Origin of the sequence: Cobetia sp. ICG0124 (assembly GCF_004006355.1) — a bacterium.
Lineage (GTDB): Bacteria > Pseudomonadota > Gammaproteobacteria > Pseudomonadales > Halomonadaceae > Cobetia > Cobetia marina.
Window position 1 is genome coordinate 639670 of the sequence record NZ_CP024893.1, and the last position, 12664, is coordinate 652333.

Annotated in this window: 13 protein-coding genes; 6 read left to right on the plus strand and 7 right to left on the minus strand. The window is 64.3% G+C overall.

Annotated elements, in window-relative coordinates:
- Positions 1–20 precede the first annotated feature (20 nt).
- From CU110_RS02930 to CU110_RS02940, 4 genes are read right to left on the minus strand one after another with little or no spacing between them, the layout of a single operon-like run.
- Complete coding sequence (locus CU110_RS02930; protein WP_127734493.1) at positions 21–749, minus strand: lipocalin family protein; 729 nt, start codon at positions 747–749, stop codon at positions 21–23.
- Positions 750–809: 60 nt separating this feature from the next.
- Positions 810–1640, minus strand: coding sequence for a GGDEF domain-containing protein (locus CU110_RS02935; protein WP_127734495.1), 831 nt, complete (start codon positions 1638–1640; stop codon positions 810–812).
- Entirely contained in the window at positions 1529–1993 is a 465-nt protein-coding gene (locus tag CU110_RS15675; RefSeq protein ID WP_164850254.1) for a hypothetical protein, read from the minus strand. The genes CU110_RS02935 and CU110_RS15675 overlap by 112 nt, the downstream gene beginning before the upstream one ends.
- A complete protein-coding gene (locus CU110_RS02940) occupies positions 1971–3140 on the minus strand; it encodes a TauD/TfdA family dioxygenase (RefSeq protein WP_127734497.1) in 1170 nt (389 codons plus the stop codon). The genes CU110_RS15675 and CU110_RS02940 overlap by 23 nt, the downstream gene beginning before the upstream one ends.
- 168 nt (positions 3141–3308) lie before the next feature.
- Between CU110_RS02940 and CU110_RS02945 the strand changes: the two genes are divergently transcribed.
- The gene (locus CU110_RS02945; protein ID WP_127734499.1) at positions 3309–4217 is read left to right on the plus strand and encodes a LysR substrate-binding domain-containing protein; all 909 of its coding nucleotides are present in this window, start codon (positions 3309–3311) and stop codon (positions 4215–4217) included.
- On the opposite strand, the gene CU110_RS02950 is transcribed toward CU110_RS02945, so the two are convergent.
- The gene (locus tag CU110_RS02950) at positions 4208–4945 is read right to left on the minus strand and encodes a M90 family metallopeptidase (protein ID WP_127734501.1); all 738 of its coding nucleotides are present in this window, start codon (positions 4943–4945) and stop codon (positions 4208–4210) included. The two genes, CU110_RS02945 and CU110_RS02950, sit on opposite strands and share 10 nt — an antisense overlap.
- 53 nt (positions 4946–4998) lie before the next feature.
- Positions 4999–6558 carry a bifunctional GNAT family N-acetyltransferase/carbon-nitrogen hydrolase family protein gene (locus CU110_RS02955; RefSeq protein ID WP_084207922.1) on the minus strand — a complete coding sequence of 520 codons (1560 nt, stop codon included), beginning with the start codon at positions 6556–6558 and terminating at the stop codon, positions 4999–5001.
- A 321-nt stretch (positions 6559–6879) separates the two neighbouring features.
- Here CU110_RS02955 and CU110_RS02960 point away from each other — a divergent pair, with 321 nt between their 5' ends.
- Both CU110_RS02960 and CU110_RS02965 read left to right on the plus strand, forming a co-directional pair.
- Entirely contained in the window at positions 6880–7599 is a 720-nt protein-coding gene (locus CU110_RS02960) for a glutathione S-transferase N-terminal domain-containing protein (protein ID WP_084209603.1), read from the plus strand.
- A gap of 1 nt (position 7600) precedes the next feature.
- Positions 7601–8290 carry a glutathione S-transferase C-terminal domain-containing protein gene (locus tag CU110_RS02965; RefSeq protein WP_084207923.1) on the plus strand — a complete coding sequence of 230 codons (690 nt, stop codon included), beginning with the start codon at positions 7601–7603 and terminating at the stop codon, positions 8288–8290.
- Here the strand turns inward: CU110_RS02965 and CU110_RS02970 are convergent.
- Positions 8223–9197 (minus strand): LysR family transcriptional regulator, encoded by a 975-nt coding sequence (locus CU110_RS02970; RefSeq protein ID WP_127734503.1) that lies wholly within the window; start codon positions 9195–9197, stop codon positions 8223–8225. The genes CU110_RS02965 and CU110_RS02970 overlap by 68 nt on opposite strands.
- A gap of 26 nt (positions 9198–9223) precedes the next feature.
- Between CU110_RS02970 and modA the strand changes: the two genes are divergently transcribed.
- The 3 genes from modA to modC are packed head-to-tail and all read left to right on the plus strand — an operon-like array spanning position 9224 to position 12657.
- Positions 9224–10000, plus strand: a complete 777-nt coding sequence (gene modA / locus CU110_RS02975; RefSeq protein ID WP_240665457.1) for a molybdate ABC transporter substrate-binding protein — start codon at positions 9224–9226, stop codon at positions 9998–10000.
- Between the two features lie 19 nt (positions 10001–10019).
- A complete protein-coding gene (gene modB / locus CU110_RS02980; protein ID WP_077378349.1) occupies positions 10020–10712 on the plus strand; it encodes a molybdate ABC transporter permease subunit in 693 nt (230 codons plus the stop codon).
- On the plus strand, positions 10705–12657 hold the full coding sequence (gene modC, locus CU110_RS16500; protein ID WP_127734505.1) for a molybdenum ABC transporter ATP-binding protein: 1953 nt from the start codon (positions 10705–10707) through the stop codon (positions 12655–12657). Before modB ends, modC begins: the two co-directional genes overlap by 8 nt.
- The last annotated feature ends 7 nt before the right edge of the window (positions 12658–12664 follow it).

Below are 12664 nucleotides of genomic sequence, written 5' to 3' on the forward strand. Positions count from 1 at the left end.
TTGCCCAGTGCAGCGAGGTGTCACTGACACTGGGCGACGGCATGTGGCGATTGGCAGCAGGGCAGCGCACTCGGCGAGACGCTGCCTCGGCAGATTGTCAGCTCACCATTGGCGAGCCGCTGGCGCGTGGCAAGAGGCAAGGTCGGTTGGATGAAAGCGGCTGTCCGCACCATGTAAACGTCACGTGTCGGTTTAGACCTTGGGCCGTCAGCGACGGGACATGTCTCACCCTGCTCGACCTTGATCAGTGAATCGGTGGCGAAGCCGAGCTCGGCGGCCTGATCGACCAGCGCCTGATAGGTGCCGTCATCCAGCTGCGGCTCGCGCGCCAGTATCCACAGGTAGTCGCGATCGGCACCGGCCACCAGCGACCACTGATAGTCATCATCCAGTGCCAGCACGTTGTAGCCACCATAGAAGGGGCCGAAGAAGCTGACCTTGAGGGCCGCGGTCTCGCTGCCCTGCGTGAAGTAGGCCCGCCCTTCGGCCTGACTCCATTCGCCCTTGTCGGCATCAAGGCCGCGATTGATGACGCGCACGCCGCCGTCCTCGCGGGGCGAGTAATCGGCGGTGACGCAGCTCAGTCCCTCCTCGAAGCTGTTGGGCAGGCGGGCGATCTCGTGCCATTGCCCGTAGTAGCGTTCGAGCTGGAAGTCCCCGACGGGCTGGGTGCCGGACGGGACACCGGCACAGCCGCCAAGGAGGCTGAGGCCAGCGAGCGAGAGGGCGAGATGCGGCAGGCGTGTCATTGGCGGGCTCCATGAGACAGGACGCCCCGGCGAATCGTCGCGGGGCGTCGTTACGTGATGTCACAGCACCAGGCGCAGCGGGTTGGCCGCGACCACTCGCCCGCGGCCACGTTGCTTGGCTTCATACATGGCACCGTCCGCACGCGCTATGATGGTTTCCGGCGTGGCACCGGAGAAGGGGAACAGACAGACGCCCACGCTGGCGCTGACACCGATGATCAGCGGCTCGCCGTCGACCTCGAGGTGGATGGGCCTGCTGATCGCGTCCACCAGACGATTGGCCAGTGTTTCCGGGCCCTGGCGGCTATCGCCTTCACGACTGATCAGCACGAGAAATTCATCGCCTCCCAGGCGGCCGACGATATCGTTGCCACGCAGGGTGTCTCCGAGTCGTTCGCCGATGATGCTCAGGACCTGGTCGCCGATGTGGTGACCATGGCGGTCATTGATGGGCTTGAAGCCATCCAGGTCGATGAACAGCGCAGCCTGTATGACGCCGGGTGCCTGGATGTCGAGCACCTGATCGAGATGCTCCATCAGGGCGCGTCGATTGAGCAGTCCGGTGAGCGAGTCGCGGGTCGCGTGGTCACGCAGATTGTCTCGCTCGTCGGTGACGTGACATTCGCGCAGGAACAGCAGGCGGCTCTGTCGCTCTCGCGAGTAGGCGCTCATGCCGGCCAGCAGGTTGGCGGACATCATGAAGAAGGCTTCGTTGGCTTCCACCAGCACGCCGGTACCACTGTGCAGGATCGCGCAGCTGGCGGTGCAGCCCATCCAGATCAGCAATCCGCAGGCCAGTGCATAGATGAACTGCAGCCCCAGCAGGGTGTAGGTCCAGAACACCAGCAATAGCAGACTGACGAAATAGGCCGGGAATTCACCCTCATGCATCTCATGGTGATCCACTGCGTGGGGTGATCCACTGCGTGGTCATTGCCGAGATGGAACATGGCCAGCGTGCCCAGCGCCGCGCTCAGGGAGGCCAGGCACAGCAGGCCATTGACCCGGTGTCTGTATCGCGCATGGCGTGACAGCAGGAACAGGCTCAGGACACTGACGAGAATGCCGGCGCGCAGCAGCAGCAGGCTCTCGAAATGGTGGGTAAGACTTATCTCGATCAGCGCATAGGACGCGAACATCACACAGCTCAGCGGGATGGTGAACCGGCTGAGCTTGTGTGAGGTCTCGATCTGTTGTCGACGATAGCGTCGTTCCAGGGTGTCATCCGCAAAGCAGAGCGTCATGGGATTCATGGGCCAGCTGGCGCGCTGTGACGCGCAATGCCGATTCCACCATGTCGTAATCGACGTAGCAGCCTTGCAGGTGCCGGCGCCCGGTGGTCGGGTCGAAGGACCGGCGCCCATGCATCACGCGGCGGTTGTCGAAGGCCACCATCTGACCGGCCTCGAGCTTGAGGTGCAGGCGGAAGTCCGGTTCGCGCAGGATGCTCCAGTAGTGGCGGTAGGCGTCGTACCAGGCCTGCATCCGTTCCAGCGGCAGGCGCAGGCTATCGCGGATCCAGTTGTTGAAACGCACCTCGATGACCTTGCCGCTGGCATCCAGATGGATGACCGGTTCGCGCACCACGAGGTCGGTCTGCTCATCCGCGAAGCGAAAGTCCACCGGCGTCTCGGCCAGCAGGCGGAAGGCGGCAGGGTCACGCCGGCGCAGTTCCTCGGCGACGGCCATGCCGTCACCGAAGATCGACTCACCGCCCTCGGCGTCATTGACCAGGCAATAGAGCATCTGGATGTCCGGCGGCTGGCGCCAGTTGGGCAGATCCGTGTGCAGTTCCAGCGCGATGGGCGTGTAGGCGGCATTGTTGGGCGCCTGCTTGGAGAAGACCTCGAAGCGCCCGCCGAAGTTGGTGGCACGGATGGGGCCGATGGTGGCCGCGATGGCATCGATCTCACCGCCTTCACAGGTGCCGCCGTCCAGAATCGCGAAGCCGTCGCGGCACAGCGCTTCCAACCAGCCAAGTCGTGCCTGTCCACCGGCCATGTAGTCGGCAAAGGCGGTAGCGTGAGGCTGATGGCCCTGCTGCCAGGCGCGGCTTGAGGGGACCGGCGTGGCTGGCGGCGCATCACTCGGGCGACGTTGCAGCAACCAACCGGCATCGAAACGACTGGTGTGGCCGTCCTGCCAGATGACGACGAGATTGCCTTGCTCGACACGCAACTGATGCACCGTCAGGGCCGCATCATCCATGAGCATGAAGGTGCGCTCGAAGGTCTGCGGATGACGGCAGGCGTCGCAGGCGCAGTGATCACGCAGCCAGATCAGCGGAAAGCGTGCCTGATCCCCATCGGCCCAGCTCAGAGTCGCCAGTGCCTCGTCATGGGTCGCCTGAATCAGGGGAGTGCCGCGATGATGGGGCTGATATTCCTTCATGTCCCACTGATGACGCGGTGTCGGAATCAGATGCGGTGAGAGTCTCCATGGGCGCCTTCCTTGTCTCTGTCGGTGTCGGTGAGTCTTGTGCTGAGAGTGAGTCTATTGTCTTGCGTGTCATGAGGGCTGACCAACGCGAAATATGACGCCCATGGCTTAGCTGAGCTAATGTGTGCCTTGTCCAGCCCGTTGCCACCCCTGGCCTGGCTGCAGGCCTTCGAGGCGGCGGCACGCCTGATGAGTTTCACGCGGGCGGCCGATGAGCTGAGCGTCACCCAGTCCGCCATCAGTCAGCGTATCCGCCAGCTGGAGGGTCGGCTCGGCCAGCCGCTGTTCGTGCGCCATGCTCGCAGTCTGAATCTGACACCGGCCGGGCAGGCCTGGCTGCCGGCGCTGCAGGATGGCTTCCAGCGTCTGCAGGAGGGCACGCTGGAAGTCTTCGGACCCTCGCGCGCCGCGCCGGTGAGTCTGCGTGCGACGCCGATGAGCCAGCAGGCCTGGTTGTTGCCGCGTCTGGCCAGCTTTCATCGAGATCAACCCGAGATCGCCCTGCGGCTGGTGAGTGCCTTCTGGGCGCGTGATTTCGATGGCGAGGAAGTGGATATCGAACTGCGCTATGGCCAGGGGGACTGGCCGCAGGTCGAGGCGATCAAGGTGGGAGCGGAGCAGGAGCGGATGATCGTCGTGGCAAGCTCGGCACTGAGCGCCCGGTTGAGCACGGCGGCGGATCTGACCGGAATGACGCTGCTGCATGCGGCGGGATTCGCGGTGGGCTGGCGTCGCTGGCTGGTCGCGGCCGGTCAGCTGGGACTGGAGAAGACGACGTCCACCATCAGTTGTGACACCCAGGTCATGACACTGGAAATGGCGCGTCTCGGCATGGGCGTGGCGCTGGTGCATGAAGGCCATTTTCAGCAATGGATGGCCTCCGGCAATGGCGGACTGGAGCAGGCCTTCCCGCTGGCGATTCCTGCCGAGCAGCATTTCTGGCTGGTACGTTCCTCCCAACGTCCCATGCGACCCACGGCCCAGCGTGTCTGGGATTACCTGGTGGAAAAGTCAGGCGATCAGTCGTGAGCCGTCGGGCAGCGTGGCAATGGCGATTGATGGAAGAAGCGTTCCAGCAGGGCATACAGCTCGGGATAGGCGGCTTCGAGGGTGTCCGGTGCGGTAAAGAAATACTCGCAGCACACGGCGAAGCATTCGGCGGGGTGACTGGCGGCGTAGTCATCGATCGGCGTGGGAATGCCGTGTGCCAGGCGCTCGCTCAGGTCATCCCAGACGGCGGTGAAGGTGGCGTGCCATTCCTGAGCACTGATGTGGCCAGGCAGAGGCGGAAAGCCATCGGCATCGGTGGCGTTGGCCATGTCGAGCTTGTGGGCGAATTCGTGGATGACCACATTGAAGCCGCTCCAGTCACCGCTGGCGGCCAGGTCCTGCTGCGTGACCACCACCGGCCCCTGGTACCAGGTCTCACCGGCACGGGTGTCCTGGAAGACATGCACCACGCCTGCCTCATCCATCTCTTCCACTTCACGGCGGATGGCCTCGAACGGCAGCATGATCTCATGGACGCGAGCGCCGGCATCCTGCCAGCGCTCGGCATGCGCCCAACCATTGAGCAACAGCATCGCCTGAGCCGCCAATGCCAGCGCCTCGACCTCCTCGAGAGGCTCGGCGCTGGTCAGCTTCCAGTCATGCAGTTGCCGGCGGGCGCGGCGCTCGAGACGCGTGAGCGCCTCGGCGTCGAGTCCCTCGAGGATCGGCAGACGCTCGCGGACGGATTGCCACAGGGTGTCCATCATGGCCGTGGCGCTCGGATCGCTGCCACAGTCGTTGCCACCAGGGGGGCATCGAGTCAGTCCTGACGACTGCCGGACTTCCAGGACCAGTCGCGCAGGCGCAGGTCGAAGAGGTCCTTGCGACGGTCCTTGAGGTTGGTCACCGAGCCTTCGCTGCGCACGACCTTGAGACGTTCCAGATCAAGATCCGAGAACATGATCATCTCGGTGTTCGGGGTCGTCTCGGCCATCACCGCATCATGCGGGAAGGAGAAGTCAGAGGGCGAGAATACCGCTGACTGGGCGTACTGGATGTCCAGACTCTCGATGGACGGCAGGTTGCCGACACTGCCGCAGACCACCACATAGCACTCGTTCTCGATGGCGCGCGCCTGGGCGCAGTGGCGGACGCGCAGGTAGCTGTTCTTGGTGTCGGTCCAGAACGGCACCATCAGGATGTCCATGTCCTGGTCGGCCAGCAGGCGTGACAGCTCCGGGAATTCCACGTCGTAGCAGATCAGCATGCCGATGCGACCGGCATCGGTCTCGAACACGGCCAGCTCGTCGCCGCCCTTGATGATCCAGTCACGGCGCTCCTGAGGCGTGATGTGCAGCTTGGCCTGACGGTCGATCTCGCCATCGCGGTGACAGAGATAGGTGACGTTGTAGAGCTCGTTGTCATCACCGACCTCCACCATGGACCCGGCCACGATGTTGATGTTGTAGGCCACCGCCATGCGCGAGATTTCCTGCTTGAAGCGCTCGGTGAAGCCGGCGAGGAAGCGGATGCAGCGCACCGGGTCACTCTGGTCTTCCAGCAGGCCGATCAGCGGCGTATTGAACAGCTCCGGGAAGACGGCGAAGTCGCTCTGATAGTCCGAGAGAGCATCGACGTAATATTCCACCTGCTGCAGCACGGATTCGACACAATCGAACTTGCGCATCTGCCACTGGACGGCGCCGACGCGAATCATCGTCTTGCGGCTTTCCAGCACACGCTCGACCGGCTCGAAGAGGATGTTGTTCCACTCGAGCAAGGTGGCATAGCCCTGTGAGCTCTCGTCTTCCGGCAGATACTGGCGCATCAGACGCTTGACCAGAAAACCATTGGCCAGCTGGAAGGACAGGATGGGGTCGTAGATCTCGCGTCGCTCGACCTTGTCAATGTAGTCGGTCGCGGACAGCTCCGCGGCATACTCGTGATACTGGGGAATGCGCCCACCGGCCAGAATCGAGCGCAGATTCATGGAGCGACACAGTTCCTTGCGCGCTTCATACAGGCGGCGGCCGAGACGATAGCCCCGGTAGTTGGGGTCGATCAGGACATCCAGGCCATAGAGCGCATCTCCCTCGGGGTTGTTGAGGATGACTTCGCGCTGGCCGATCAGATCATCGTACTTGTGCGGGTTCGAGAAGGCGTCGTAATCCACCAGCGCCGTCAGCGCGACCCCGACCAGCATCTCGCCGTCCTCGATCACGATCTGACCATCGGGGAATTCCGCGACCAGGCGGTTGATGGTGTGTTCCGGCCAGGCGCCGCCGATGTCGTCGTAGATGCCGTCCATCAGGCGTTTCAGCTGGGGGTAGTCGGATGCCTGCAGGTTGCGCAGGTTAAGGTGCAGGTCTTCGACGGACATCGAGACTCCTTGGGAAATGAGTGATGAGGGATCCATTATTCGCGCTGTCGAGGCCGAGTGTCATCAATATCCTTTGGTCAATGACCGGCGCGTGTCGCGAATCCCTCCTCAATGGGTCCAACCTCGCGCCACTGCAAGGGTGAGCGGGTGGAAGCACGGCGAGCGGCGTATCGGCGGGATATTGAACGAATGCTCATTTTGCTTGCATTTGCGCGGCACAACGTCCAAAACATTGCCATGGGCAAGACGCCCACGGCGACGTCATGCCGAACATCTTGAGCTTGAATGACACCGGCTTGAATGACACCGGAGGATACCTGCATGACCCCAGTACTCTATGAATTGCGAGGTCGTGATGACCGTCTGCGTTTCTCGCCGTTCTGCTGGCGCGCGCGGCTGGCCCTGGCCCACAAGGGCATCGAGGCGGAACTCGTTCCCATGCTGTTCACCGACAAGAGCCCGATCGACTTCTGCGATTCCACCACGGTGCCGGTACTCAAGGATGATTTCGGCGTGTCGATGGACAGCTACGACATCTTCCAGCACCTGGACGAGCATTATCCGAATGCAGGCCATGGCCCGCTGATCGGCGATGCACTGGCAAGGGCGCGCCTGAATTTCGTCAAGGTCTATGCCGAGCAGGTCATGGCCGTCGGTTTCTTCCGCCTGGTGGCGCTGGATCTGGTGCAGGCCATTCACCCGGATGACCGTGAATACTTCCAGAGCGCCCGAGAAGCCCGCTTCGGCATGTCGTTCGAGGAGTTCCACGATGTCGAGATCGCCCGTGGCATTCTCGACAGCGCCTTCAAGCCGTTGCGTGGCCTGCTGGGCAATCAGCCCTTCATGGATGGCGAGTCACCGGCGGCGGCGGATTACCTGATCTTCGGCTTCTTCATCTGGGCCCACATCGTCTCCGACACCTCGCCCTTCGGCGAGACGGAAGACCCCGCTGATCCGCTGGTGCAGTGGCGCGAGCGCATGATGGATCTCCATGACGGCATGGCACGCAAGTCGCCGCGTGCCAGCGATATCCCGCAGTAAGATGATTGACCTGTATTACTGGACCACGCCCAACGGCCACAAGATCACGATCTTTCTGGAAGAGGCCGGCCTCGAGTACCGACTCATACCGGTGAACATCAGCAAGGGCGAACAGTTCGCGCCAGCGTTTCTGGCCATCTCGCCCAACAATCGCATGCCGGCGATCGTCGATCATGCGCCGGCCGATGGTGGCGAGCCGATTTCCGTGTTCGAATCCGGCGCGATTCTGGAATATCTGGCCGACAAGACCGGCCAGTTCCTGCCGCGCGAGACGCGCCCACGCAATGATGTGCTGCAGTGGCTGCATTGGCAGATGGGCGGCCTGGGGCCGATGCTCGGTCAGGTGCACCACTTCACGCACTACGCGCCAGAACCGGTGGAGTACGCCATCGAGCGCTATCACAAGGAAGGCGAGCGCCTCTACGGCGTTCTGGAGCGCCAGCTTGCGGGGCGTGACTTCGTGGCGGGGGACGAGTTGAGCATCGCCGACATGGCCATCTGGCCGTGGCTGAAGGCCGAGAAGCAGGAGATCGATCTGGCCCGCTTCCCGGCGGTGGCTGCCTACCGCACTCGCATGGCAGAGCGTGATGGCGTCAGGCGGGCGATGGCGCGCATCGACGACATCAATCCGGCGGCCAATGTGGCGATGGATGAAGAGGCGCGTCGCCACCTGTTTGGCCAGGGCCGCTGAGCCAGTCCTTGGGCACATGGCGCCGGATACGATCCAGCAGCGCGCCCAGCTTGCGCGGCGGGTGCCCGAAGGGGTAGTGCAGGCTGACCGGAATCGAGGGCCCTTGCCACTCGGGCAGACAGGCCTCGAACTGGCCGGGATGTGCCACGGAGCGGGTGCGCACGTGGTGGTCCGGCAGCAGGCCGATACCGGCGCCATGCGCGATGTGGTCGGCATGTACCACGACATTGTCGACCGTGAAGCGCGAGGGCGGCAGGCTCACTCGGTACTCGCCCTGTTCCGGATGGTGGAGCACCAGATCGGGATGATGGCGGTCGATCAGGTTGACCCAGTCGTGGGAGGCAAGCTCGCCGGGATGCTGCGGATGGCCATGCTGGCGCAGATAGTCCGGGTGGGCATACAGATGCTGACGCTGGTGGCCCAGCACCTCGTCACGCAGGCCGCTGTCACGGGTCGGACCTTCCCACAGCCACAGCATGACCTGATCATCCTCACGTGTCGGAGGCTGCAGGTTCGAGGTCAGCGTCAGGCGAATGCCCGGATACTCCTCGATGAACTCGGTGAGCAGACGATTGAACCAGCCACGCAGGAAATGCGGGTGGACGCTGATGCTGAGATCACCGCTCACCTCCTCGCGCAGCTCGTCCAGTGCCATCTGCGAGCGCTCGCCCAGCGACAGCATCTGCTGGCAATACTGATGGAACAGCGTGCCGGCCTCGGTGGGAATCAGGCGGTTGGCTTGGCGATGCAGCAGCGGCTGACCGAGCTGATACTCGAGGTGACTGATCCGACGGCTGAGCGTGGACTTGGAGATACCGAGGTGTTCGGCGCCGGCGCCCAGGTTGCCATGGCGCATGATGGCATCGAAGGCACTGAGGCCCTGAAATTCGTCAAGTACGGGAGGCATGGATTGGTGGCACCTGATGACTGTTGGTGGCGCTGCTGGCGGCACCGGTGCAGGCCGACGAACCCACCCGGATTCGCGTCATGGCTGCCGCCTCGCTGCATGATGCGATGGATGCCATCGAGGCCCGCTACGAGCGCCTCGCCAACGTGGATATCCTGCCGGTCTACGCCTCGTCCTCGACCCTGGCGCGTCAGCTGGCCAATGGTGCTCCAGCCCAGTTGTATCTGTCGGCCAACGAGCGCTGGATGGACTGGCTCGAGCAGCAGCCCGGCGTGGTGGTGACAGGGCGTCATGATCTGCTGGGCAATCGTCTGGCGCTGGTAGCCGCCGGGGCAAGTTCTCTGGATGCCGGCGTCAGCAATGCCCGGGACGTGACGGACGTGGCCAAGCGACTGGCCGCGACGGGCGACGCCTCCCGGCTGGCGGTGGGGGACCCGGATCACGTGCCGGCGGGCATCTATGCACGTCAATCGCTGGAATCGCTGGGTCAGTGGCAGGCACTGCGCTCGCATCTGGCCAGTGCCGAGGATGTGCGTGCGGCGCTGGCGCTGGTCGAGCACGGTGAAGCCCCACTGGGCATCGTCTACTCGACGGATGCCTCCGTCAGTCATCGCGTCCATCAGATCGGCCTGCTGCCCGAGAGCAGCCACGACCCCATCCACTATCCTGCCGCCTTGATCACGCGGGGCGGGGATGCGCCCGACGAGGCAGCGGAAACCTTCGCCCACTGGCTGTCCAGCAATGAGGCAGGGGCCATCTTCCATCGCTTCGGGTTCACCACCCTTGGGACCCAGGCTACCTGATCTTGTTCGAGGAGAGTGCATGCTGAGCGCACTGGAATGGGAAGCCCTGAGCCTGAGTCTCAAGGTCGCCTGCGTGGCCGTCGGCTTCAGTCTGATTCCCGGCTTCGCCGCGGCCTGGTGGCTGGCGCGACGCGAGTTTCGTGGCAAGGCGCTGGTGGATGGCCTGTTGCATCTGCCACTGGTGCTGCCACCGGTGGTGGTCGGCTATCTGCTGCTGGTCACCTTCGGACGCAACGGCGTCATCGGTCAGTGGCTGGCGAAGATCGATATCGTGTTGCCCTTCACCTGGCAGGGCGCCGCCGTCGCGGCAGCGGTCATGGCCTTTCCGCTGATGGTGCGTGCCATGCGCCTGTCGCTGGAGGCCATTGACCCGGGGCTGGAGGCCGCGGCTCGTACCTTGGGGGCCAACCCGCTGCGGGTGCTGTTCACGGTGACGATGCCGCTGGCGCTGCCCGGCATTCTGACCGGCGGCATGCTGGCCTTCGCGCGCGCGCTGTCGGAATTCGGCGCGACCATCACCTTTGCGGCCAACATCCCCGGCGAGACCCGTACCTTGCCCCTGGCGCTCTATACCCTGATCCAGACGCCGGGCGAGGAGGGCGCGGCCGCGCGTCTGTGTCTGATCGCGGTGGTGATCGCGATGCTCTCGCTGTTGTCTTCCGAATGGCTGGCGCGCCGGGCCCGACTCCGGATGGAGGGGCGTGATGCTTGATTTCCACCTTTGCCGCACGCTGGGCGCCTTCCATCTCGATGCCGAACTCAAGGTGCCGGCACGCGGGGTCACGGCGCTGTTCGGACGTTCCGGCAGCGGCAAGACCAGCATCCTGCGCATGATCGCAGGGCTCGACCGCCCGGATCATGGCCATCTGCGTCTCACGGGCGAGTGTCTGATCGGCGGCGAGCATGATCACTGGGTGCCTGCCCATCGGCGCAATCTGGGCGTGGTCTTCCAGGAGCCTCGTCTGTTTCCGCACTACAGCGTGCGCGGCAATCTCTGCTACGGCATGCCGCTGGCACTGACGCGTGCTCAACGCCAGCGCAACCGTGACCACCTGCACGAGATCGTCGCGCTGCTGGGCATCGAGGACCTGCTGACGCGCATGCCGGGTCAGCTGTCGGGTGGCGAGGCGCGGCGTGTCGCCATCGGGCGCGCCCTGCTGTCACGCCCACGCATGTTGTTGCTGGATGAGCCGTTGACCGGCCTTGATGGCGCCCGCAAGCAGGAACTCCTGCACTACATCAGCCGTCTGGCTCGCGAGATCGAGATTCCGATCCTGTTCGTCAGTCACGATACCCGGGAGCTGTTCGCCGTCGCGGACCGCCTCGCGCTGGTCGACAACGGGCGCATCACCGCCAGCGGCGAGATCGGCGACATGTTGTCACGTCTTGATCTGGCCCCGCAGACAGGCCGTTTCGAAGCCGGCTCACTGCTCAGTGCCGAGGTGCTCTCGCACGATGAGACGCATCAGCTGACCCGCCTGGGGCTCGGGGCGGGATTGAGTCTCAAGCTGGCGCGTCTGGCGATGCCGGTCGGGCGTCGGGTACGCCTGCGACTGCGTGCCCGTGATGTCAGCATCGCGCTGGAAACCCCGCTGAATACCAGCCTGCGCAATACGCTGCCCGCCGTGATTCACGAGATCGAGAGCGAGCGCGGCCACGCCAGTGCGGAACTGGTGCTGGGCATCGCCGGCCAGCGGCTCAGAGCGCGCGTGGACCGGCTGGCCTGCAAGGAGCTGGGGCTCAAGGTCGGCCTTGGCGTCAAGGCATTGATCTCGAGCGTCGCGCTCTCCGGCCCGGACGTGATCAGTCTCGATGTCGGAGACGAGACAAGGAAGACCCTGATGCAGCTGACCCACCTGTGGCGCTACCCCTTGAAGTCAGGCGCCGCCGAGGCACTTGAGAGCACGACTGTCGGCGAGGAAGGCCTGACGCAGGACCGCCGTTTCGTGGTGGTCGCGGCACGCGGCAAGTTCGTCACCGCACGCACGCATCCGCAGATGCAGCGTCTGGCACTTCGCGAGCAGTCGCCGGGCCACTGGCGGCTGTGGCAGCTGGACCGCCCGGCCTGCGGTGAGGTGAGCTTCGCGACCCGTGATGAGGCCGAGCGTCTCGACATCCAGGTGTGGGCAGACCAGTTCAGCGCCCTGAGCGTCAGTGACGAGGCGGATGCCTGGTTGAGCGAGCAGCTCGGCATGCCGGTGCGGCTGTGCTGGCTGGGCGAGCGCTCCGAGCGCTATCGCGAGATCATCCGACAGCGCGTGAGTGCCGCGGACGGCTTCCCGCTGCTGCTGGCCAACGAGGCCTCGCTGGAAGCGCTCAATCGCGAGACGCCGACGGCGGATCACGGCATGAACCAGTTCCGGCCGAATCTCGTGATCAGCGGTGCCGAGGCCTGGGCCGAGGATGGTTGGCAGGAGGTGATGATCGGCGAGGTACGTTTCCGCCTGGTGTCATCCTGCACGCGTTGCGCGATGGTCAATGTCGACCCGGCCACCGGCGAGAAGCGCGGTGACAGGGAGCCGCTGACGACACTGGCGCGGGTGCGCCGTTTCGAGGATGGCCAGGTGCACTTCGGCTACAACCTGGTGGCGGTGGACCCGACGCGCCAGCCGCCGCTGCGGGTCGGTGATCCTGTCGAGGTCACGGCCTTCAAGTGACGCCAGG